General features: G+C 71.2%; 7 protein-coding genes. All 7 read right to left on the reverse strand.

Translation table 11 applies throughout. From position 1 onward, the window contains the following. Positions 1-98 precede the first annotated feature (98 nt). Complete coding sequence (locus tag AOK08_RS47335; RefSeq protein ID WP_055526219.1) at positions 99-16,421, reverse strand: type I polyketide synthase; 16,323 nt, start codon at positions 16,419-16,421, stop codon at positions 99-101. 196 nt (positions 16,422-16,617) lie between these two features. Further along, positions 16,618-17,847 carry an NAD(P)/FAD-dependent oxidoreductase gene (locus AOK08_RS15915; RefSeq protein WP_079054045.1) on the reverse strand — a complete coding sequence of 410 codons (1,230 nt, stop codon included), beginning with the start codon at positions 17,845-17,847 and terminating at the stop codon, positions 16,618-16,620. Beyond that, positions 17,844-18,875: a dTDP-glucose 4,6-dehydratase gene (gene rfbB, locus AOK08_RS15920; protein ID WP_055526220.1), complete on the reverse strand. Its 1,032-nt coding sequence runs from the start codon at positions 18,873-18,875 to the stop codon at positions 17,844-17,846. Before rfbB ends, AOK08_RS15915 begins: the two co-directional genes overlap by 4 nt. Further along, positions 18,872-19,939, reverse strand: coding sequence for a glucose-1-phosphate thymidylyltransferase (locus AOK08_RS15925; RefSeq protein ID WP_055526221.1), 1,068 nt, complete (start codon positions 19,937-19,939; stop codon positions 18,872-18,874). The genes rfbB and AOK08_RS15925 overlap by 4 nt, the downstream gene beginning before the upstream one ends. Before the next feature lie 47 nt (positions 19,940-19,986). After that, positions 19,987-20,181 carry a ferredoxin gene (locus tag AOK08_RS15930; protein WP_055526222.1) on the reverse strand — a complete coding sequence of 65 codons (195 nt, stop codon included), beginning with the start codon at positions 20,179-20,181 and terminating at the stop codon, positions 19,987-19,989. 115 nt (positions 20,182-20,296) lie between these two features. Beyond that, positions 20,297-21,544 carry an activator-dependent family glycosyltransferase gene (locus AOK08_RS15935; RefSeq protein ID WP_055526223.1) on the reverse strand — a complete coding sequence of 416 codons (1,248 nt, stop codon included), beginning with the start codon at positions 21,542-21,544 and terminating at the stop codon, positions 20,297-20,299. After that, positions 21,541-25,414 (reverse strand): SDR family NAD(P)-dependent oxidoreductase (locus AOK08_RS15940; protein ID WP_157876690.1); only part of this gene is annotated, 3,874 nt, incomplete at its 5' end. The genes AOK08_RS15935 and AOK08_RS15940, both read right to left, overlap by 4 nt.

Below are 25,414 nucleotides of genomic sequence, written 5' to 3' on the forward strand. Positions count from 1 at the left end.
CTTCGGGTCCTGGGCCCGGGCCCCGGCCCGCCCTGATGTCGTGTGCCGACGGGGGCCGGGGCCGGGATTCGATGGATTCGACAGCCCGGGTATCGGGGTCAGGAAATGCCCAGTTCTTTGTTGATGAGGTCGAACATCTCGTCGTCCGTGGCGGATTCGAGCCCGGTGCCGGTACCGCTGCCGCTGTCGGCGGCGACGCCGTCCTTGTCACCGGTCCACCGGGTGAGCAGTTCGCGCAGTCGCGCGGTCACCTTGTCGTTCAGGTCGCCGTCGCCCTCGCCCGCCTGGTCCGCCCGGTCCGCCTGCGCCATGACCGACTCGATCTTGTCGAGTTCCGCGAGGAGGAGGTCGGCGGGCCGTTCGTCGCGCGGTGCGCACTGCTCCAGCAGATACCGGGCGAGGACGGCCGGGGTCGGGTAGCTGAAGATGAGCGTCGCGCGCAGAGTGAGGCCGGTGGCCGTGCCGAGCCGGTTGCGCATCTCCACGGCGGTGAGCGAGTCGAAGCCCAGCGCCTTGAACGGCCGTTCGGCGTCGATACCGTCCGGGTCGGAATGTCCGAGGACCGCCGCGGTGTGCGTGCGGACCAGGTCGAGCGCGGCCCGTTCCCGCTCCTCGGCGGGCAGCGGACGCAGCTGCTCGCTGAATGACCGCGTCGTGCCGTCGCTGCCACTGTCCTGCCGCCCGGCGGCCGTGTCCGACGAGGGGGCGGTCGCCGCGCGCCGGACCGGGGTCCGGGCCAGTGCCTTGAGCAGTGCGGGCGGCTCGGCACCACGACGCCGCAGGTCGGCCAGATCGAGGCGAGTGGGCAGCAGCAGTGCCTCGTCGGCGGTGAGGGCCGCGTCGAAGAGCGCGAGGCCTTCCTCGGCGGGCAGCGGCGCGAGGCCCATGCGGCGGATCCGCCGGACGTCGGCGGCGCCGAGGCTGCCGGCCATGCCCGCGCCGGAGTCCCAAAGACCCCAGGCCAGGGAGAGCGCGGGCAGGCCCCGGGCCCGGCGATGCTGGGCCAGTGCGTCGAGGAAGGCGTTCGCGGCGGCGTAGTTGGCCTGGCCCTGGCTGCCGAAGGTGGCGGCCACGGACGAGAAGAGGACGAACGCCGAGAGGTTCATCTCCCGGGTCAGCTCGTGCAGGTTCCACGCGGCCTGTGCCTTGGGCCGCAGTACGTTGTCGACGCGCTCGGGGGTCATGGAGTCGAGGACGCCGTCGTCGAGGACGCCCGCCGCGTGGACGACCGTCGTGAGCGGACGCTCCGCGGGGATCCCGGCCAGCAGCCCGGCCAGGGCCGGCCGGTCGGCCGCGTCGCACGCGGCGATGGTGACGGTGGCGCCGAGTTCGGTGAGTTCCTCGACGAGCGCGGCGGCGCCGGGTGCGTCGGGGCCACTACGGCTGGTCAGCAGGAGGTGGCGGACGCCGTGCCGGGTGACGAGGTGCCGGGCGAGGAGGCCGCCGAGGGTGCCGGTGCCTCCGGTGATCAGGACGGTGCCGGGCGCGTGGGTGTCCGTGTGGGGGTGGGTGTCCGTGTGGGTGTCCGGGCGTGTGCGTCCGTGGTCGACCGGCGTGCGGGCCAGGTCCACCGGCACCTCCGGGACGGTCAGGACGATCTTGCCGATGTGCCGGGCCTGGCTGAGGTACCGGAACGCCTCGGGGGCCCGCCGGACATCCCAGGTGGTGACAGGCAGCGGACGCAGTGCCCGCTGTTCGAACAGCGCCAGCACGCTCGTGAGCATCTCCGCCGTGTGGCCGGGATCGACGTCCCTGAGGTCGAACGCCCGGTACATCACTCCGGGGTGCTCCTCGGCGACGGTCCGCGCGTCGCGCAGGTCGGTCTTGCCCATCTCGATGAACCGTCCGCCGCGTGGCAGCAGCCGGAAGGACGCGTCGATCAGCTCCCGGGCAAGGGAGTTGAGGACGACGTCCACGCCACGGCCTCCGGTCACGCGCCGGAACTTCTCCTCGAAGTCCGTGTCGCGGGAGGACGCGATGTGGTCGTCGTCCAGACCCATCGCCCGCAGCGTCTCCCACTTGGCCGGGGAGGCGGTGACGAAGACCTCCGCGCCCAGATGCCGGGCGAGTTGGACCGCCGCCATGCCCACGCCGCCGGTGGCGGCGTGGATGAGGACGGACTCGCCGGGGCGCAGATCGGCCAGATCGACCAGGCCGTGGTAGGCGCTGAGGAAGACGATGGGCGCTGCCGCGGCTTCGACGAAGGACCAGTCGTCGGGCTGCCGGACCAACAGCCGGTGGTCGGTCACCGCCATCGGACCGTACGCGCCGGAGAACAGGCCGAGCACCCGGTCGCCAGGGGCGAGGCCGGTGACGCCCGGTCCGGTTTCGAGGACCACGCCCGAGCCTTCACGTCCCGGCACCTCACGGTCGAGCATGCCGAGGCAGACCAGCACGTCACGGAAGTTGACGCCGGTGGCCCGGATCGCCACCCGCACCTCGCCGGGGGCGAGCGGTCCGGTGACGTCGGGGCAGCCGACCAGGGCCAGGCTGTCGAGGGTGCCGGGCGTGGTGACGTCCAGCCGCCATACGGGCTCACCGGACGGCGGCAGCAGGGCGCCGCCGGTGGTGGCCGGGGCCAGCCGGGGAACGAGGACGGCGCCGTCGCGGAGGGCGAGTTGTGGTTCACCGGAGGCGAGGGCGGCGGACGGGTCGGTGACGGAGTCCAGGCCCGTGTCTGTGTCCAGATCCGTGTCTGTGTCCAGGTCCGCGGCTGTGTCCAGGTCCGCGGCTGTGTCCAGGTCCGCGGCTGTGTCCAGGCCGGGCGCGGCTACGGACGTGTCCTTGTCCGGGGCGGGCGCGGACACGGACATGTCTGTGTCCAGGGCGGGACCGACGTCGAGCAGGACGAGCCGGCCCGGGTTCTCCGACTGCGCGGACCGGATCAGTCCCCACACGGCGCCGGCCACCGGATCGATGGGCTCCCCGTCGCCGTCGGCGGGCACCGCTCCCCGTGTCACCAGCACCAGCCGCGCACCGCTGAAACGGTCGTCGGCCAGCCAGTTCCGCACGAGGGTGAGGACGTGGTGCAGTGCCGCCCGAGTGGCCGCGACCGTATGCGGTTCGTCGGCGCCGTCCGCCCCCGTCAGCGGGGCCGGGTGCGGTGTCGCGAGCGGGCCGCAGGCCACAACCACCGTGCTCGGCAGCGGTGTTCCGGTGTCGACAGCGGCGGCGAGCGCCGCGAGGTCGGGGTAGTCACCGGCCGGTGCGACGGGGAACCCGGCGATCGCGGTCCCGACGACGGCCCAGTGCCCGGCCCGGTCCGCAACGGGTCCGGACGCCGCGGGCAGCGCGCTCCAGTCCAGCCGGAACAACGCGTGCTCGCGACCGCCGACACTGGCCGGCGTCAGGACGTCCGGGCTCAACTGCCGCAGTGTGAGGGCGTCGACGTGTGCGACGGTACGTCCCTCCGTGTCGCTGACGGTCAGCGTGATCGTGTCGTCGTCCACCGGTGACAGCCGCACCCGCACCGAGGACGCGCCCACGGCCATCAGCCGGGCGCCGCTCCACGAGAACGGCAGCCGCACTCCCCCCTGGCCGTCGGCGGCCGCCGGCCCGGCGGCGAGCCAGGCGTGCAGGGCCGCGTCCAGCAAGGCCGGGTGCAGCCCGTGCCGTTCTGCCTCGCCCTGTTGGTCGGCGGGCAGCCGGACTTCGGCGTACACGTCGCTCCCCTGCCGCCATACGGCTCGCAGCCCCTGGAACGCCGGTCCGTAGGCGTAGCCACCGTCCGCGAGACGCTCGTAGAAGCCGTCGAGGGGGACGGGCATCGCCCCGGTGGGCGGGTGGTTCTCGCGATCAGCCTCGGCGGCCTGTGCGTGCTCCTGATCGTGCTCCTGGTCGTGCTCCTGTGCGTCGAGGAATCCGGTGGCATGCCGTACCCAGCTGCCCGCCGGGTCGCCGGGGCCGTCCGCCTGCGAGTGGACGGAAACGGTCCGCCGACCCGCCACGTCCGGGCCGCCCACGGCGACCTGGATCCGTACGCCACCACGCTCGGGCAGCACGAGCGGCACTTCGAGCGTCAGATCGGCCACCCGTCCGCACCCTGCGCGGAGCCCGGCCTGCAGCGCCAGTTCCAGGAAGCCGGTACCGGGGAAGACGACGGCACCCGCGACAGCGTGGTCGCGCAGCCATGGATGCGATTCGAGAGAGAGCCTGCCGGTGAACAGGGCTCCCGCCCCTTCCGCCAGGCCGACCTGTGCTCCCAGCAGCGGGTGTCCGGCGTCCGCGAGGCCGAGCCCGGCGGCATCACCCGCACGGGCGCCCCGCACAGCGGGCCAGAAGTGCTGCCGCTGGAACGCGTACGTCGGCAGGTCGACCCGGCGGGCGCCGGTGCCCGCGAACACCGCGGGCCAGCGCGGCTCGGTGCCATGGGCGTACAGCGCGGCAAGTGCGTGCAGCAGCGTGTCCGGCTCGTCGCGGTCCTTGCGCAACGCGGGTACGAAGAGCGCTGCCCCGGAGGCGTCGGAACCCGTCTCCGCCTGGGCAAGGGCGGTGAGAGTACCGTCCGGCCCCAACTCCAGCCAGCGGTCGACTCCTTCGGCCCGGACACGGCGTACACCGTCGGCGAACCGCACGGCGTCACGGACATGGCGCACCCAGTGGTCGGGCGACATGAGGTCGGCGCCCTCGGCGAGTTCCCCGGTGAGCGCGGAGACGATCGTCAACTGCGGCTGGCCGTACGTGAGACTCTCGGCGACCTTGCGGAAGTCGGCGAGCATCGGTTCCATCAGCGGGGAGTGGAAGGCATGGCTGACGCGCAGCAGGGTGGCCTTGCGGCCGAGGGTACGGAAGTGTGCGGCGATCTCCTCGACGGCCTCTCCGGTGCCCGCGATCACGGTCGCCTCCGCGCCGTTCACCGCCGCGACACCCACCTCGGCCTCCCGGCCGGCCAGCAGCGGCAGCACCTCGTCCTCGGCCGCCTGGAGCGCCACCATCGCCCCGCCCGCGGGCAACGCCTGCATCAACCGGCCGCGAGCCGCGACGAGTCGGCAGGCGTCGGCCAGGGACCACACTCCCGCGACATGCGCGGCGGCCAGCTCACCGACCGAGTGCCCGAGCAGCACGTCCGGACGGACGCCCCACGACTCCAGCAGCCGGAACAACGCCACTTCGAGAGCGAACAGCGCGGGCTGCGCGAACTCGGTACGGTTCAGCAGCTCGACGTCGTCACCGAACACCACCTCCCGCAGACCGAACGACAGTTCCGCGTCCACCGCGTCGAACGCCGCCGCGAACGCCGGATACGTCTCATACAACTCCCGGCCCATACCGAGCCGTTGCGAACCCTGACCCGCGAACAGGAACGCCGTTCGGCCGCCGTTCACCATCGCCGTGCCGGTGATCACCGGGCCGGAGCCTTCCCCCTGGGCGATCGCCTGGAGGCCACGCACAGCTTGCTGCCGGTCGCCGGCGACGACAACCGCCCGGTGCTCCAATGCGGAGCGCGTCGTCGCGAGGGACAGGCCCACATCACAGGGTGCGAGTTCGGGGTTCGCCAACAGGAGGTTGGCCAGGCGTTCGCCCTGCGCGCGCAGGGCGCCGGGGTCGGCGGCGGAGAGCGGGATGAGGACGGTGTGCCCGACGGTACGCCCGTCGGTGTCCGCGCTGCCGCCGTCGTCGGCGGTGAAGGTCTCGTCCGCCGGAATGGCGGTGGCCTGTTCGAGGATGACGTGGGCGTTGGTACCGCTGATACCGAACGACGACACGCCCGCGCGACGGGGGCGGTCGAGGGGCTGGGCCCACTCCACGTTCTCGGTCAGCAGCCGGATGCTCCCCGCCGTCCAGTCGACATGGGTGGAGGGCGTGTCGGCGTGCAGGGTGCGCGGCAATGTCCCGTGCCGCATCGCCTGCACCATCTTGATCACACCGCCCACCCCCGCGGCGGCCTGCGCATGACCGATATTCGACTTCAACGACCCCAGCAGCAGGGGTTGTTCGCGGTCCTGACCGTACGTGGCCAGCAACGCCTGCGCCTCGATCGGATCACCCAGCGGAGTCCCCGTACCATGCGCCTCCACCGCATCCACATCAGCCGGCCGCAAACCAGCAGACGCCAGCGCCTGCCGGATCACCCGCTGCTGCGACGGACCATTCGGAGCCGTCAAACCATTCGACGCACCATCCTGATTGACGGCCGAACCCGCCACCACCGCCAGCACCGTATGACCACGACGCCGGGCATCCGACAGCCGCTCCACCAACAGCAGACCCACACCCTCGGCCCACGCCGTCCCGTCCGCCGCATCCGAGAACGCCTTGCACCGGCCATCCACCGCAAGCCCCCGCTGCCGCGAGAACTCCACGAAGGTGTCCGGCGTCGACATCACGGTGACGCCACCCGCCAGTGCCAGATCGCACTCCCCCGCCCGCAACGCCTGGGCGGCCAGGTGGAGGGCTACCAGGGAGGACGAACACGCCGTGTCCACCGTCACCGCAGGGCCCTCGAAACCGAAGGTGTATGCGATACGGCCCGACACAACGCTGCCGCTGTTGCCGGTGAGGAGGTAGCCGTCGACTCCCTCCGAACCACCGCGCAGCGTGGAGCCGTAGTCCTGTGCCATGGCCCCGGCGAAGACGCCGGTGCGGGTGCCGCGCAGGGTCGCCGGGTCGATACCCGCCCGCTCGAACACCTCCCACGACGTCTCCAACAGCAACCGCTGCTGCGGATCCATCGCCAACGCCTCACGCGGCGAAATACCGAACAACCCCGCATCGAACAGGGCCGCCTCATACAAGAAGCCACCCTCACGCACATACGTATGACCGAGCCTGCCCGGATCAGGATCATGGAGACCGTCCAGGTCCCAGCCCCGGTCCGCCGGGAAGCCACCGATCGCGTCACCGCCCTCACTCACCAGCCGCCACAGATCATCGGGCGAACCGACCCCACCCGGGAAACGGCACGCCATCCCGACGATCACCACCGGATCGTCGGTCACGCTGGTCAGTGCGGGCATGGCGAAGGCGGCGGTGCCGGCCGCCTCCTCGGCACCGAGAAGCTCCGACTTGATGTGCCGGGCGAGGACGGCGGGAGTGGGGTGGTCGAAAATCAGGGTGGCGGGAAGCCGCATACCCGTCGCGGAGTTCACGCGGTTGCGGAGCTCGACCGAGGTCAGGGAGTCGAAGCCGAGTTCCTTGAAGCTCGCGTCCCCTTCGATCTCGGCGGCGGAGGCGTGGCCGAGCACGGCCGCTGCGGCGCCATGGACCAGGTCCGACAGAAGACGGTCGCGGTCGGCGGGCAAGGCGGTGATCAGCTGTGTCTTGAAGTCCTGTCGCCCGGTACTGGTGTCCGTACCGGTCTCAACCATGCGGCGGGCACCGACACGGACCAGGGAACGCAGCAGCGCCGGAACGTCCTGCACTGCCTTCCCACGCAACGCCCTGGCATCCAGGTCGACCGGCAACAAAACCGCCTGCTCCAGACCCGCGCCGAGTCGCAGCACTGTGTCCAGCAGGCCCAGAGCCTTCTCCGGAGCCAGCGGGAGCAGCCCGTCGCGTGCCATACGGCGCAGATCCGCCTCGGTCAGCTCCGCCGTCATACCCGCACCGGGCGCCCACGGGCCCCAGGCAAGAGAGGTCGCGGGCAGCCCGGACCTACGGCGATCCGTGGCAAAGGCATCCAGGAACGCGTTGGCCGCCGAGTAGTTGGCCTGCCCCGCCCCGCCGAACGTGCCCATGATGGAGGAGAAGGCGATGAAGGCGGACAGGTCAGCGTTCCGGGTGAGTTCGTGCAGATGCACGGCCGCGTCTGCCTTCGGGCGCATGACCTTGGCCAGCCGCTCCGGGGTGAGTGACGAGACCACGCCGTCGTCCAGGACTCCCGCCGTGTGCACCACGGCGGTCAACGGATGCTCCGCGGATACGGCGTCCAGGACACCGGCCAACGCCTCGCGATCGGCGACATCCACCGCCGCCACCTCGACCCGCGCACCCAAGTTCCCGAGTTCCGCGACGAGTTCACGGGCACCAGCGGCTTCAAGGCCACTGCGGCTGACCAGCAGCAGATGCCCAATACCGTGCTCGGTGACGAGATGCCGGGCCACCAGCGCACCGAGACCACCGGTGCCACCGGTCACGAGCACGGTCCCGGCCGGATCCAGCGGCGCCGGAACGGTCAGCACCACCTTGCCCACATGACGGGCCTGCGACAGATACCGGAACGCCTCCGGAGCCCGCCGCACATCCCAGCACGTCACCGGAAGCGGCCGCAGAACACCCGCCTCGAAGAGCACCACCAGATCGGACAGCATCGCCCCGACGCGTTCCGGACTCACCTCCATCAAGTCGAAGGCCTGATACGCCACACCCGCGTACTCGGCGGCAACAGCCTCCGGATCCCGGACGTCGGTCTTGCCCATCTCCAGGAAACGCCCACCCCGCGGCAGCAATCGCAACGACGCGTCCACGAACTCACCCGCCAGCGAGTCCAGCACCACATCCACACCACGACCACCGGTCGCGGCAAGGAAAGCCGCCTCAAAGTGCGTGTCACGAGACGACGCGATGTGCCCCTGATCCAGGCCGAGTTCACGCAGCGTGCCCCACTTGCCGGCACTCGCCGTGCCGAACACCTCAGCACCCAAATGACGCGCCAACTGCACCGCGGCCATCCCCACACCGCCGGCCGCCGCATGCACCAACACCGACTCACCGGACGTCACGGACCCAAGATCGGTGAGCGCGTAATACGCCGTCAGGAACACAATCGGCACCGACGCCGCCTGAGCGAACGACCACCCCTCCGGCACCCGCGCCACCATCCGCGCGTCAGCCACCGCCACCGGACCGAACGCACCCGAGAACATCCCGAACACCCGGTCACCCACGACCAGTTCGGTAACACCCGGACCCACCTCGGTGACGACCCCGGCACCCTCCAGACCGAAGTCCCTCACATCCCCCGGATACATCCCGAGAGCGTTGAGCACATCACGGAAGTTGACACCCGCAGCCCGTACGGCGATCCGCACCTGCCCAGGCATCAACCCGACCTCGGGGACGGACCTCAGGCCCAGTCCCTCCAGCGTGCCCCGCTCCACAACATCCAGCCGCCACGACCCCACCTCCCCCACAGGCACAGCGAGTTCGCCACCGGAGGTCACCCGGCCCAGGCGCGGAACATGGGCGACACCACCGCGAACCGCGATCTCCGCCTCACCCGAAGCCAGCGCCCCCGCCACCACCCCCCAGGACTCCTCCGTACCGTCCACATCAAGCAGCGCGAACCGGCCGGGGTTCTCCGCCCGCGCCGCCCGCACCAAACCCCACACAGCAGCCAGAGCGGGATCAGCAGGGGCCTCGCCGAGCGCGACGGCACCTTCAGTGACCACCACCAGCCGGGCGTCCTCGAACCGATCCGCCCCGAGCCACTCCGCCACCAGGGCCAGCACGCGTGCCGTCACCTCATGGACCGCGTCCACGGTGTCTCCGACCGGACGCTCGACCCGCACCAGGACATCGGCGCCATCAGCCCCGCGGAACGTCGGCGGAGCATCATGCACCACCGGAGCGGCCTGTTCGACACCCGTCGGAATCCGTACCCAGTCGACCTGGTAGAGCCCGTCCGGGCGGTCGGCGCGGGGCACGGCAAGCTCACCGCTGACTTCCCGGAGTACCAAGGACTCGACCGAGGCGACCGCGCCGCCCGCGCCGTCGGCGAGGTCGAGAGCCACCGCGTCCGGGCCGGTCTGCGTCACACGTACGCGCAACTCCCGTGCGCCCGAGGCCCACAGGGACACCCCGCTCCACGAGAACGGCAACCGTGGGGAATCATCGGCGCCGAAGTGGCCCCGCAGGACGGCATGCAGAACGGAGTCGAGGAGCGCGGGGTGCAGACCGAACCGCTCCGCCGCCCCCTCCAGCCCCTCCGGCAACGCAACCTCGGCAAACACCTCACCACCACGCCGCCACACCGCACGCAAACCCCGGAACACCGGACCGTACGACAACCCCAACCCGGCAAACCGCTCGTACACACCCTCCACCGACTCCACCACCGCACCCCGCGGCGGCCACACACCGAAATCGAACACACCCGCCGACCGCGCATCCGGACGTGCCGCGACCACACCAGTGGCGTGGAGCGTCCATTCCTCGCCCCGGGACGCGTACCGCGACGAGTCCTCGGCAGGGCGGGAGAAGACGCTCACACTTCGACGTCCGGAATCGTCCGGACCGTTCACCAGCACCTGAACGTCCACGCCGCTGCCGTGCTCGGGGAGGACGAGCGGTACGGCGATCGTCAGTTCCTCCACGTGGTCACAGCCGACCTGGTCGGCGCCGCGAACGACGAGTTCCAGGAAGCCGGTCCCGGGGAACAGAACACTGCCCGCGACCACATGGTCCCGGAGCCACGGGTGGCTCCGCGTGGACAGTTGTCCGGTGAGCACCACGCCCTCGGAGTCCGCCGGCGCCAGGGTCGCTCCCAGCAGCGGATGGTCGGGCGCGGAGAGCCCGAGTCCGGAGATGTCGCCGCTGAGCCGCTCCGGGGCGCGGGTGGGCCAGTAGGTCTTGCGCTGGAAGGGGTACGTCGGCAGCTCGACGGTACGTGCGGAACGCGTCCCGCTCCCGGCGAACACGGCGCGCCAGTCCACGTCGCCGCCCCGGCTGAACAGCCCGGCGACCGCCGCCAGCACCGTTCCGGTCTCCGATCGGTCCCGGCGGAGGGACGGGGTCAGCAACCACCCGTCGCCGTCCGCGTCGAGGCACGTCTGGGCGAGCGCGGTAAGGGTGCCGTCCGGCCCGAGTTCCACGAACCGGGTTACGCCCTGTGCCGCGAGCGCGTGCACAGCGTCCCCGTAACGGACCGCCTCACGAACGTGTCGCACCCAGTGCTCGGGATCCGTCAGCTCGGCCGGATCGGCGGGCTCTCCCGTGAGCGCGGAGACGATCGGCAGCCGTGGTCGGTCATGGACGATGCTTTCAGCGACCTTGCGGAAGTCCGCGAGCATCGGTTCCATCAACGGCGAATGGAACGCGTGACTCACCCGCAGCGCCGTCGCCTTGCGGCCCTGAGCACGGAAGTGCTCGGCGATCTCCTCGATCCCGTCGGCCGCACCCGAGATCACCACTGCCTGCGGTCCGTTGACCGCGGCGATGCCCACCTGCTCCGTGAGGAGCGGCAGCACCTCCTCCTCGGATGCCTGCACCGCCACCATCGCGCCGCCCGACGGCAGCGCCTGCATCAGCCGCCCCCGAGCGGCGACCAGGCGGCAGGCGTCGGCAAGCGACCACACCCCCGCCACATACGCCGCCGCCAGCTCACCGATCGAATGACCGGCCAGTACGTCCGGACGGACGCCCCACGACTCCAGCAGCCGGAACAGCGCCACTTCGAGCGCGAACAGCGCGGGCTGGGCGAACTCGGTACGGTTCAGCAGCTCGACGTCGTCACCGAAGACGACCTCCCGCAGACCGAACGGCAGTTCCGCGTCCACCGCGTCGAAAGCCGCCGCGAAGGCCGGGTACGTCTCGTACAACTCCCGTCCCATACCGAGGCGTTGCGAGCCCTGGCCCGCGAACAGAAACGCGAGGGATCGACTCGATCGATCCGTTGTGCCCGTCAGAACTCCAGGGCCGGACTCACCTGCCGCGAGGGCACGCAATCGATGCGCGAGTTCGTCCCGGTCCGAGGCCAGTACCACGGCCCGGTGGTCCAGCACGGACCGTGTGGTCGCCAACGACAGTCCGATGTCCTCCGGCGACAGTTCAGGGTTCGTCGACAGCAGGTTCGCCAGCTGTTCGGCCTGCGCGCGCAGGGCGCCCGGGTCGGCGGCGGTCAGCGGCAGAGGGACGGTGCGGCCGTCGCCGCCCGCACTCTCGATCACATCTGCCGGAATGTCGGGGGCTTGTTCGAGGATGACGTGGGCGTTGGTTCCGCTGATGCCGAACGACGACACACCCGCCCTGCGCGCACGCCCTGTCTCCGGCCAGGAACGCTCATCCGTCAGCAGTTCGACCTGCCCCGTCGTCCAGTCGACATGGGTGGAGGGCGTGTCGGCGTGCAGGGTGCGCGGCAGCGTCCCGTGCCGCATCGCCTGCACCATCTTGATCACACCGCCCACCCCCGCGGCGGCCTGCGCATGACCGATGTTCGACTTCAACGAGCCGAGCAGCAACGGGTGTTCGCGGTCCTGACCGTACGTGGCCAGCAACGCCTGCGCCTCGATCGGATCACCCAGCGGAGTCCCCGTACCATGCGCCTCCACCGCATCCACATCAGCCGGCCTCAAACCAGCCGACGCCAGCGCCTGCCGGATCACCCGCTGCTGCGACGGACCATTCGGAGCCGTCAAACCATTCGACGCACCATCCTGATTGACCGCCGAACCCGCCACCACCGCCAGCACCCTGTGCCCGTTGCGACGCGCATCCGACAACCGCTCCACCAACAGCAGACCCACACCCTCGGCCCACGCCGTCCCGTCCGCCCCGTCCGAGAACGCCTTGCACCGGCCATCCACCGCAAGACCCCGCTGCCGCGAGAACTCCACGAACATCTCCGGACCCGCCATCACCGTCACACCACCGGCAACCGCCAGATCACACTCCCCCGCCCGCAACGCCTGAGCCGCCAGATGCAGAGCGACCAGAGACGACGAACACGCCGTGTCCACCGTCACCGCAGGCCCCTCGAAACCGAAGGTGTACGCGATACGACCCGACGCCACACTCCCCGTCGTCCCGGTCAGCACGTAACCGGCGGACTCTTCCACGGCGTCGCGCAGGCAGGCTCCGTAGCCCTGTTCCAGAAGGCCGGCGAAGACGCCGGTGCGGGTGCCGCGCAGGGCCGCCGGATCGATACCCGCCCGCTCGAACACCTCCCACGACGTCTCCAACAGCAACCGCTGCTGCGGATCCATCGCCAACGCCTCACGCGGCGAAATACCGAACAACCCCGCATCGAACGCTGTCGCGTCGTACAGGAAACCACCCTCACGCACATACAGCCTGCCCGGCGTGCCCGGCTCCGGGTCGTACAACCCCTCCAGATCCCAACCACGGTCGGTCGGGAATCCGCCGACAGCGTCACCGCCCTCACTCACCAGTCGCCACAGATCATCGGGGGAACCGACCCCACCCGGGAAACGGCACGCCATCCCGACGATCACCACCGGATCGTCGCTCGCACCGGTCGGTGCGGGCGGGGAGAACGTCAAGTCGGTCGCGGTGGTCGCGGTGTCCGACAGTTGGTCGTCCAGGTATCCCGCGACGGCCTCGGGGGTCGGATAGTCGAAGAGGAGTGTGGTGGGCAGGCTCAGTCCGGTCGTGGCCTTGAGCTGGTTGCGCAGGTCCACGGAGGTGACGGAGTCGAAGCCGAGGTCCTTGAAGGTGTGGCGGAGTTCGACCTGGTCCCCGGAGTCGTGGTTGAGAATGCCCGCGGCGTGGGCGCGCACCACACCCCGCAGGATGTCGCGCCGCTCGCGTGGCGAGAGCCCGGCAAGGCGATCGCGCAGGGAGGGGGTGTCCTCGGCACCGGCCTCCGCGAAGTCCTCCGCAATGTCCTCGGCGACCGGTCGTACGCAGCCTTCGAGGCCCGGAGGGGGGTCTGTCGGACTGGGACTGGGCAGCCAGTGGCTGCGGCGCTGGAAGGCGTAGGTGGGCAGATCGGTCCGCTGTGCGGAACCGGTGGTGAGTGCGGACCAGTCGATCGTGGCGGCGCCACGCACGCTCATCTCGGCCAGGGACGTCAGGAAGCGGCGCGGTCCGCCTTCCCCTCGGCGAAGTGTGCCCGTGACGACGGTCTCGGTGTCCTCCAGCCCCAGTTCGTCGAGTGTGTCGCGTACGGCGGCGGTGAGCACGGGATGCGGGCTGGACTCGACGAACGCCCGGAACCCGTGCCCCGCCAACTCCCGTACTGAGTCAGCGAATCGGACCGTTCGGCGCAGGTTGTCGTACCAGTAGGCCGCGTCGAGATTCTCGGTGTCCATCCAGTCGCAGGCGACCGTGGAGAAGAAGGGCACACTCGCGGGGCGCGGACTCAGCGAAGCGAGGTCCCTAAGAAGCGGCTCCCGGATCTCTTCGACCTGAGCGGAATGCGACGCGTAGTCGACCGGAATCAGCCGTGCCTGAACACCGTCGGCCGTCAGCTCCGCGACCAGCTCCGCCACGGCGTCCGCGTCACCGGAAACCACCACCGAAGCAGGTCCGTTGACCGCTGCCACCGACACCCGTGTGCCCCTGGCGGCCAACCGCTCCTCGACCTCGCCCACGGGCAGCAGAACCGACGCCATGCCGCCACGCCCGGCCAACGCGGTGATGGCCTTGCTGCGCAGCACCACCACACAGGCCGCGTCGTCGAGGGACAGGGCCCCCGCCACACAGGCGGCGGCGATCTCCCCCTGGCTGTGACCCACCACCGCGTCGGGACGCACGCCCCGCGACTGCCACAGCCGCGCCAGCGACACCATCACCACGAACAGCAGCGGCTGGACCACGTCCACCCGGTCCGGCGACGGCGCACCGTCGCCACCCCGCAGGACCGCCTCCACCGACCAGTCCACCAACCGCTCCACCGCCCCCGCACAGGCGGCGAAGTGCTCACGGAACTCGGCGTCCGTATCGAGGAGTTCAAGCGCCATGCCCGCCCACTGCGGCCCCTGGCCGGGGAAGACGAAGACCGTCTTGCCGTCCACGTCCGCGACACCCCGCACCACACCGTGTGCGGGCTCACCCGACGTCAACGCCCCAAGCCCGCGCGCCAGTTCCGCACGGCCCTCGGCGACGACCACCGCGCGATGCTCGAAGGCCGACCGGGTCGCGGCCAGGGAGTAGGCGATGTCGGTGAGGACGGCGTCCGTGAGGACGGTGTCGGTGAGGACGGTGTCGGTGAGGACGGTGTCGGTGAGGTCGGCGTCGATATGGGATCGCAGCCGCTCGGCCTGAGCGCGCAGCGCCTTCGGGGTGCGGGCGGAAACGACATACGGCAGGGGTGCCGTCGGGGTGTTGCGGCTGTCGGTGTCCGCGCTCTGCGCGGCCCATCCCTCCAGCACCACATGGCAGTTGGTGCCGCCCATGCCGAAGGAGCTGACGCCGGCCAGCCTCGGCCGGTCGTTCTGGATCCAGGGCTGGGCGGCGGTCGGGACCCGCAGGTTGAGGTCGTCGAAGGGGATCGCGGGGTTGGGGGTGGTGAAGTTGAGGCTGGCGGGGATCCGCTGGTGGCTGATGGACAGGACCGTCTTGAGGAGACCGGCGATGCCGGCGGCGCCTTCGAGGTGGCCGATGTTGGTCTTGACCGAGCCGACGAGCAGCGGCAGGCCGTCCGTGCGGGTGCGGCCGACGACCGTTCCGAGGGCGGCGGCCTCGATGGGGTCGCCCACCTTGGTGCCCGTGCCGTGCAGTTCCACGTATCGGACGTCGGCGGGGTCGACCCCGGCCGCACCGTAGGCGAGGCGCAGCACTTCTTCCTGGGCCTCGCGCCGTGGCGCGGTCAGGCCGTCGCCGCCGCCGTCGTTGTTCATGGCACTGCCCCGGATCACACAGTGGATCCGGTCGCCGTCGGCCAGGGCACGGGCGAGCGGCTTGAGGACGACGAGTCCACCGCCCTCTCCTCGGACATAGCCGTTGGCGCGGGCGTCGAAAGTGTGGCAGCGGCCGTCCGGGGAGAGCGCCCCGAACCTGGCGGAGACGAGGTCGCTGTCGGGGGCGAGGGTCAGGTTGACGCCACCGGCCAGGGCCAGTTCCGCCTCGCCGCGGCGCAGGCTTTCGCAGGCCAGGTGTACGGCGACGAGCGAGGAGGACTGGCCGGTGTCCACGGTGAGGCTGGGGCCGCGCAGCCCGAGGACATAGGAGAGCCGGTTGGCGATGATGCCCCGGTTGAGTCCGCTCAGGGCGTGCCGGCCGATGGCCTCCGGGCCGGCGCGGCGGGCGAGCGCGGCGTAGTCGTCCCAGATGGCGCCTACGAAGACGCCGGTGCGACTGCCGTGCAGCCGGCCCGGCACGATGGCCGCTTCTTCCAGGGCTTCCCAGCCGAGTTCGAGGACCAGTCGCTGTTGGGGGTCCATCGCGGCGGCCTCGCGCGGGGAGATCCCGAAGAAGCCGGAGTCGAACAGGTCGACGTGGTCGAGGTAGCCGCCGTGGCGTTCGGCTCCGGCGGCCGTCGGGTCGGCGGCGTCCGGGGCGAGCGCGTCGCGGCGGTGCTCGGGGGTCCTCGTCACGGCGCTCTCGCCCTCGACGAGCAGACGCCAGAACGCGGCGGGGTCGGGTGCCTGGGGAAAGCGGCACGCGATCCCGACAACCGCGATGGCGTCTTCGACCGGCACGGCGCCTTCGGCCAATACGGGGCTTTCGACCGTCATGGCCTCGTCGGCGGCGTCGACCGTCATGGCGTCGTCGGCGGCGTCGGCCGTCACCGCGTGCTCGACCGTCGTTCCGTTCTCGGCCGTCATACCGATCTCGACCGTCATGCCGTTCTCGACCGTCATGGTGTTTTCGACTCCCGGAAAGGCTCAATTCCCGGCCACGCGTTCCGGCCGGATCCGACTGCCGCGCGACCTGAGAGACGACCGATGGTTTCCCTGCGATCGATGGTTGCGATGCCGTTCATACTGGCGGCTGTCCCAGGACGATTCCTGCGGACAGCCGCTGATCTAGGGAGACTTCTACTTTGTTCGGGCCTGGTCAGCGGCCGTCCGCGCGCGACCCCGTCAGCGGTGGTCCCACCGGCTCGCCCGTCCATACGGCGCCGCTCTCCACCAGGGGCCGCAGTTGCTGGGCGGCGCGGGGCAGGTTGACGGCGACGGCGCCGCGCACCCGGTCCCCGGCGCAGTGGACGGCGGTGAACTTCCGTTCCGCGGGGCTGCCTTCGACGACATGGCAGCGGTCGGTTCCCGCCACCTCCCCGAACACCTGGACCTTGAGGTCGTGTTGGTCGGTCCAGAAGTAGGGCAGTGGTGCGACGGGCCGGGCGCCGCTGCCGGCGAGGAGGTTGCGGGCGACGGCGATGGCCTGCTCGGTCGCCTGCGTACGGTGCTCGAACCGGCGGTGGTTCCCCGTGCGCGGGTCGGGCAGGCTCGCGACGTCACCAGCGGCCCAGACACCGGGGTTCGCCCGGCCCAGCGTGTCGCAGACGACACCGTCATCGACGCGGAGGCCGCTGCCCCGCAGCCACTCGGTGTTGGGCAGCGACCCGGTGGCGACGAGCACGACGTCCGCCGCCAGCAGGGTCCCGTCGGCCAGTCGTACGCCGGTGACGGCGCCGTCCGCGCTCTCCACCCCGGTCACCCGGCCCTGTCTGACGCGCAGCCCGAGTTCACGGTGGACGGCGGCGATCAGTCCGGCCGCCTGCGGTCCGATCAGGCCGAGCAGCGGTATCGGTTCGGCGCTGACCAGGGTGACGTCGGCGCCCGAGGCTCGGGCGGCGACAGCCGCCTCGGTGCCGAGCAGACCGGCCCCTGCCACCACCAGTCGCGGCCCGCCCGCGAGCGCCTCGCGCAGGGCGAGGGCGTCGTCGAGGGTGCGCAGCGCATGGACGCCGGCCGGTCCGTCGTCCCCGGGAAGCCGCCGGGGCCGTACGCCGGTGGCGACGACGACCGCGTCGGCGGCCAGCCGGGTGCCGTCGGCGAGTTCGACCACGCGGGCCGAGCGGTCCAGCCGGGTCACGGAGACGCCCAGGCGTAACTCGATGCCGAGACGGTCGTAGACGTCGGGCCTGCGCAGCCGGATCCGGTCGGGGTCCCACTGGCCGGAGAGGATCTGCTTGGACAACGGGGGCCGGTCGTACGGAAGATGGGGTTCGGCGCCGACGAGGGTGAGCCGACCGGCGTAGCCTTCACGCCTCAGGGTCTCGGCGGTGACCGACCCGGCGACTCCCGCGCCCACGACGACGATCTCCTGCGGGCCTGTCGTCAACGGGTCACCTCCGCGGTCGCTTTGAGCGGCTCCCACCAGCTCCGATTGGCGCGGTACCAGGCAACGGTCTCCGCGAGACCGGTCGTGAAGTCCTTGCGCGGCCGGTAGCCCAACTCGTCACGGATCTTCGCCCAGTCGACGCTGTAGCGACGGTCGTGGCCCTTGCGGTCCTGGACGTACTCGATGCGGTCGGGGCCGGCGTCGCAGGCGCCCAGGAGCAGCTCGGTCAGCTGACGGTTCGTCAATTCTGTGCCCCCGCCGATGTTGTACACCTCGCCGGGGCGGCCGGAGGTACGGACCAGTTCGATGCCCCGCACATGGTCGTCGATGTGCAGCCAGTCCCGTACGTTGCCGCCGTCCCCGTACAGCGGTACCCGGCGGCCGTCGAGGAGGTTGGTGACGAACAGCGGGATCACCTTCTCCGGGTACTGGTGGTGACCGTAGTTGTTGGAGCAGCGGGTCACGCGCACGTCGAGTCCGTGGGTGCGGTGGTAGGCCAGGGCGAGCAGATCGGAGGACGCCTTGGACGCGGAGTAGGGGGAGTTGGGCAGCAGCGGGCAGTCCTCCGTCCAGGCTCCGGTGTCGATGGAGCCGTACACCTCGTCGGTGGAGACGTGCACGAAGGTACGGATGCCGTGGCGCAGCGCCCCGTCCAGCAGGGTCTGGGTGCCCAGGACGTTGGTGCGGACGAACTCGCCGGGGCTGAGGATCGAGCGGTCCACATGGGACTCGGCGGCGAAGTGCACCACCTCGTCATGGTCCGCCATGAGGTCGTCGACGAGTTCCTCGTCGCAGATGTCACCCTTGACGAAGGCGAACGCGGGATGATCACGGACCTCGTCCAGATTCGCCGGGTTGCCCGCGTAGGTGAGCTTGTCCAGGACGGTGACGGAGACATGGTCCGGCCTCGCGGAGCCGAGGAGGGTCCGTACGTGGTGGGAGCCGATGAAGCCGGCGCCGCCGGTGACGAGGATCCGGGTCGGGCCTTCAGGGGCGGGGCCGGTCGTCGCGGTAGTGCGGGTGGTCATGACGAGATCTGCACCTGTCCGTGGTCACCGATCACAAGCCGGTGGGTGGCGGGCAGCCGGGGGGCCATCGAGACGCGTACATTGCGGCCGACGAGCGATCCCTCCACCCGGCGGATGCTGTCGAAGCCGGACTCCCGCAGGATGATGGAGAACTCGATCTCGCTGTTGCGGATCTCGCAGTTCTCCGCGATGGACGTCGAGGGCCCGATGTAGGAGTCCTCGACGACGGTGCCGGGGCCTATGATCGCGGGCCCGACGATACGGGAACGGCGGATGGTGGCCCCGGCCTCGATCCGTACCCGGCCGACGATCTCGCTGGCCTCGTCGACATCGCCGTCGACCCGGCGGTCGAGCAGGTCCAGCAGGCGGCGGTTGACGTCGAGGATGTCGGCGGCGTTGCCGGTGTCCTTCCAGTAGCCGGTGATGATCGTGGTGCGCACGTCCCGGTCCCGCTCCAGCAGCCACTGGACGGCGTCGGTGATCTCCAGTTCGCCGCGCGCCGACGGTTCGATAGCGCGTACCGCCTCGTGGATCGCCGGGCCGAAGAGGTACACGCCGACCAGTGCCAGATCGCTCCTGGGCTCGCGCGGTTTTTCCTCCAGCCGCAACAGCCGTCCCTGGTCGTCGAGTTCGGCCACCCCGAACGCGGACGGGTCGGGCACCCGGGTGAGCAGGAGCTGGGCGTCCGGGCGTTCCTTGTGGAACTGGTCGACGGGGTCGTTGATGCCGCCGAAGACGAAGTTGTCCCCGAGGAACATCACGAAGTCGTCGTCACCGAGGAACTCCCGGGCGATGAGCACCGCGTGGGCCAGCCCGAGCGGGGCGTCCTGCCGGATGTAGGTGATGTCGAGGCCGAACGCGGAGCCGTCGCCGACGGCTTGGCGGATCTCGTTCTCGGTGTCGCCCACCACGATCGCCACTTCGGTGATCCCGGCGTCGGCGATGGCCTCAAGCCCGTAGAAGAGGATGGGCTTGTTGGCGACCGGCACCAACTGCTTCGCGGAGGTGTGGGTGATCGGCCGCAGCCGGGTCCCGGCACCTCCCGAGAGCACAAGAGCCTTCACGGTTTCCGTTCCGCCTTACTGGTGTCTGTCGGTACGGGGACCGGTGGTCAGGTGAGGAGTTCGATGGCCCCGGAGGGACAGATCAGCTGGGCCTCGCTCACCGCGTCGCGCAGCTCCTCCGACGGTTCGGCCTGGAGCAGTTCCACAAGGCCGTCGTCAACGTTCTGGTCGAAGACGGCGCCGGCGGCCAGCACACACTGACCGGCTCCTACGCAGCGGTCACGGTCCACATTGATCTTCATGGCGTTCCTTCTTGGTTGCTGAATCGCGATGGTCGCGGGGGTTTGTCGAGGGACGTTTTCGAGGGACGTTGTCCCGTGACGTTGTCGAGCGGCGGCGCTGCCGGGGACGGGGAGTTCAGCGGGTCTGCGCCAGGCGTTCCAGGGTGGGTACGAGGCCCTGCGGGGTCGGCATCGCCTCGCAGTCGGAGCGCAGCCGACCGGCCGCCTCGGCGAACCCCGGCTCCGCGGTGAGCCGCCGGATGTGATCCCGAACGTTCTCGGCGGTGGCGTCCCGGTGGTGCAGATGGGCGCCCGCTCCCGCGCGCTGGAGGGCCCGGCCGCGCAGTTCGTGGTCGGAGACCAGGGTGGACAGCATCAACTGGGGCACACCGTGCGCCATGGCGGTGGCGAAACTTCCGTAGCCGCCGTGGTGGATGACGGCGGAGCAGCTCGGCAGCAGCGTGTTCAGCGCCACCGAGTCCACGGCGCGGGCGTTGTCGGGAACGGAACCGAGCTTCTCCCGCTGCGCGGGCAGCAGCGCGGCCACCACCTCCAGGTCCTCGTCGGCCAGCGCGTCGAGGATCTCCTGCACGGAGACGTAGTCGCCGCCGTAGCCCTCGGTGTTGGAGGCGCCGAGGCTGACGCACACCCGCGGCCGCTCGGGTTCCTTCCGAAGCCAGTCCCACACCACCGCGCGGCCGTTGTACGGGATGTGCCGCATCGCCAGTTCGGGCGACGCCGTCGGGACCGACAGGGCCGCGGGCAGGGTGCTGATGGTGGCCTGGCCGTGCAGCATCTCCTCGTCGCAGCCGAATCCGTAGGGTTCGGACTTCGCGGTCAGCCACTCGGTGAGCGGATCGACCCGCTCGGACTCGGGCTGTTCCGCCATCAGTTCGAGATAGGTGCGCCGGGTACGGCCCCATACGTCGGCGCACCACATCAGGCGGACGTGCGCGGCACCGCTTGCCCGGGCGGCGATGGCACCGGCGTACGCCAGCGGGTCGCGTACGACCAGATCGGGCCGCCAGCTCCGCGCGAAGGCCGCGAGGTCGTCGATCATGGAGTCGTTGTAGACGGCGAACGCGTACGGCACGCTCAGCTCGTAGCGCTCCTTGAGCTCCGCCCAGTCGACGTCGTCGCGTTCGCAGCGGCTCCAGTTCGCGGTGCGGTAGTCCTGCGACTCCCGGAAGGCGCTCATGTCGCGGTGGATGCCGTGGTCACTGCCGACGGGGACGGCGGTTAGCCCGGCGCCGGTGATGGTCTCCGTCGCCAACGGCTGGCTCGCCACCCGGACTTCGTGACCGGCCGCGGTGAGCGCCCACGCCAGGGGAGCCATCAAGAACACATGGGACTTCTCGGACAGGGTGACGAACAGGATCCTCATCGTGCTTCCTCGGTTCGGTGGGCCTTCGAGCGGCCGACGGTCTTGTGCGGCTCCGCGGTACCCGTGGCGGCGTGCGGCGCCGGCACCGTGTCGATCCAGGCGGTGAGGGCGCCCGCGGTGGTGGCTGCGTGGGATTCCATCATCGTGAAGTGGTTTCCGGGGACGTCCACGACGGTTCCCGCGCCGTCCCAGGAGCTCTGCCAGTCCTCCGGCTTCAGCGGCCCGTCCGGGGCGGCGGTGACCGGCGGCTCGCTCGGCCGTACCAGCACCACGGGCGCGGCCGGGGCGCCCGGATCCCACTCACCGATCATGCTGATGTACCAGCTCATCGCGGAGAGGCGGTCGGCGTCCATGTGCGCGAACATCGACTCCCGCTCGAACATCCCGCTCAGCATCTCGGCCGAGAACCGGGTGAACGGCGAGTCCAGGCGCGGCATGTAGGTGTCGAGCAGGGCCACCCCGAGCGGTGGGCTCCCCGCCTTCTCCAGATGGCGTGCGGCGGCCAGCGCGAGGATTCCGCCGGAGGAGGAGCCGGTGAGCACGAACGGCCGGCCGCCCGCGCACCGCAGCACCCACTCCGCCTGGGTCCGCGCCACCACGTCCAGGGACGCGGGCAGCGGTTCACCGCGCCCGAATCCGGGCGTGGGCAGCGCCCATACGTCACGTTCGCCGCGGAAGGCGGAGGCGAAGCGGGCGTACTGGTGCACGCCGGCCAGGGCCACGTAGGAGCTGAAGCAGATCAGGGCGGGGCGCTCGTGCTCCGTGCTCCCTTCCGCCGCGTTGCTTCCGGCGGCGAGCCGGAGTCCGGCGGGTGAGCCGGGGAGTTCGGCCGGGGACTCGAAGACCGGGCGGAGTCCGGCGACCGCCTGAAGCAGCGCGAAGCCCTCGTCCACTCGGCCCTGTTCGCACGCCGCACGGAACAGGGCACCCACGGTGTCCTGTGGGCGGGTGGCGGCGGCAGGCTGGGGCACCGTCTCGGCGGCGCGGGCCTGCGCCGCAGCAGTGCCCTGCTCCGTGGCGAACCGCTGGGCCAGATCCTCGGCGAGCGCCTGCGGGGTGTCGAGATCGAACACGAGGGTCGCGGGCAGCCGGAAGCCGGTCACCGTGCCGAGCCGGTTGCGCAGCTCGACGGCGGTCAGTGAGTCGAAGCCCAGTTCCGCGAAGTGCCGGTCGGGCAGCACCTCGTCGGTCGAGTCGTGGCCGAGCACGAGAGCGACCTGGTCCCGCACCGTCTCGACCAGCACCGGGAGCCGCTGCGCCGCGTCGAGTCCCGCCAGCCGTCGGGCGAGCGAGCGCCCGCCGTCCGCTTCCACGGATGTCCCCGCCACCGAGCGACGAACCCGGGTGCGCGCCGGGGACACCGGGGAACGGCGGGCGACCGCGACCACCGCCGCCTCGGGTGCCGCGAGCGCCGCGTCGAACAGGGCGAGGCCCGTCCCGGCGGTCAGCGGCAGCATGCCGCCCCGCGCCATCCGTTCGAGGTCGGCGGCACCGAGCCCGGCGGTCATGCCGCTGTCGGCCGCCCACAGTCCCCACGCGATCGACGTGGCGGGCAGCCCCTGGGACCTGCGGTGCAGGGCCAGGGCATCGAGGAAGGCGTTGGCCGCGGCGTAACCACCCTGGCCCGCCGCCCCGAACGTGCCCGCCGCCGAGGAGAACAGCACGAACGCCGACAGATCGTGTTTCTCCGTCAGCCGGTGCAGATGCCAGGCCGCGTCCGCCTTCGGACGAAGTACGCGATCGGTCTTGTCGTCGGTCAGCGAGGCGAGCGTCGCGTCGTCCACGACTCCGGCGACATGCACCACGGCCGTCAGCGGATGCTCGTCGGGGATTCGGGCGAGCAGGTCTTCGAGACCGGCCGGGTCGGCGACGTCACAGGCGGCGAGGGTCACTTCCGCGCCGTGCGCGGCCAGTTCGGCCGCCAGCTCCTCGGCCCCCGGTGCGTCGCCACCGCGCCGGGACACCAGCAGGAGCCGGCGTGCGCCGTGCGCGGTGACCAGATGCCGCGCTACGAGGGTGCCGAGGGCACCGGTAGCGCCGGTGAGAAGGACGGTGCGATCCGGGTCGAACGGCGCGGGTGACGTCGTCGCGACCGGCGCCGGTACGTCCTGGGGCAGCTCGGTCAGGTCGGGCACCAGCAGCCCCCCGTCGCGTACCGCGCCCTGCGGGCCGCCGCCGAGCACTGCGGCGGCGACGGCCGCGTCGGTGACGGTCCCAGCGGACGCGGGGAGGTCGAGGATCCGTATCCGGTCGGGGTGCTCCAGTTGGGCGGACCGGATCAGGCCCCACAGTGCCGCGCCCGCGAGGTCGGTCACGTCCTCCCCCTCGTCGGCGGCGAGGGCTCCCCGGGTGACCAGGACCAGTCGCGAACGGGAGAAGCGCTCGTCGTCGACCCAGCGGCGGACGAGGTCCACGGACCCGGCCAGGAGAGCCCTGGTGGCATCCGGGGCAGGTACGGGAGCAGATGTCAGGACGCTGAGGACGACCTCGGGGGCGGCGGTACCGGTGTCGACGGCCGCCGCCAGATCGACGAGACCTGCGTAGCACTCCAGATGCACCCCGACGCTGTCCAGGGTCTCCGCGAGCCCGCCGTCGCCCTGCCCGATCAGCGCCCAGCGCGCCGTCTCAGGGGCCGGTGCGACGGGTTGCGGCACCACGGGCCGCCAACGCTGTACCAGCAGGGAAGGCGGCGCCACGTCGACTGCCGCGTCCGACGGCAGAGTGTCGGGGATCTGGCCGGCGGTGACTCTGCGCAGCAGCAGGCCGTCCGCGGTGGCAACCGTTCGGCCCTCGGAATCGGAGACGGACACCGTGTACTCGTCCGGGCGTCCGGTGGGCGCCAGATGGACGCGGAGAGCGGTGGCCCCGGTCGCGTGCAGGGTGAACCCGTTCCAGGCGAACGGAAGGGTCGCGGCGGCCTCCTCGGCACCGCTGCCGTCCAGCGCACGGACGAGCAGGGTCTGCACGGCGGCGTCGAGCAGGGCGGGGTGCAGTCCGTAGCCGGCGGCTTCGGCCCGGTTGGCTTCGGGGAGCGCCACCTCGGCGAACAAATCCTGGTCATGGCGCCATACGTTGCCCAGGCCCCGGAACGCCGGACCGTAGCCGAACCCGCCGACGGCGAACCGCTCGTACCAGTCGTCCTCCCCCGCGCCACCGGGTACGACCGGCACGGCGTCCGGGGGCGGCCAGGCGCTCCCGTCCGGTGCCGGCGCCGGGTCCGCTGCTTCGGCGAGGAGTCCCTGCGCATGACGGGTCCACGGCATGTCGGGGCCTGCTTCGACGGCCCGCGAGTGCACGCTGAACGCCCGCTGCCCGTCATCGTCCGGCCCACCGAGGGCGAGTTGGAGCTGTACGGCGCCATGGTCGGGCACCACCAGCGGGGTCTCCAGGGTCAGCTCGGCCACCTGACCGAGGCCGACCTGGTCACCGGCGTACACGGCCAGTTCGAGGTAGGCGGTGGCGGGCAGGATGGCCCGGCCCAGCACACAGTGATCCGCGAGCCATGGATGACTCCTGGTCGACAACCGACCGCTGAGCACGATCCCACCGGTGTCCGCGACACTCACGGCCGCCGCCAGCAGCGGATGCTCGGCCCGCTCCAGCCCAACGGCGGTCGGATCACCGGCCTGTTGGGACGCGTCGAGCCAGTAACGGCGTCGCTGGAAAGCGTACGTCGGCAGCAACGCCGACGCGCTTTCGGGGAGTTGAACCGTCCAGTCGACACGGGCACCGTCGGCGTACAGTGCGGCGACCGCTCCGAGGGCCGAGGACGCCTCGGGGCGGTCCTTGCGGAGCATCGGTACGAGGACGGAGGTGCCGGGGTCTTCCAGGGAACTCTGGGTGAGGGCGGTGAGGGTGCCGTCGGGCCCG

Origin of the sequence: Streptomyces graminilatus, from assembly GCF_001418565.1 — a bacterium.
Classification (GTDB): domain Bacteria; phylum Actinomycetota; class Actinomycetes; order Streptomycetales; family Streptomycetaceae; genus Streptomyces; species Streptomyces graminilatus.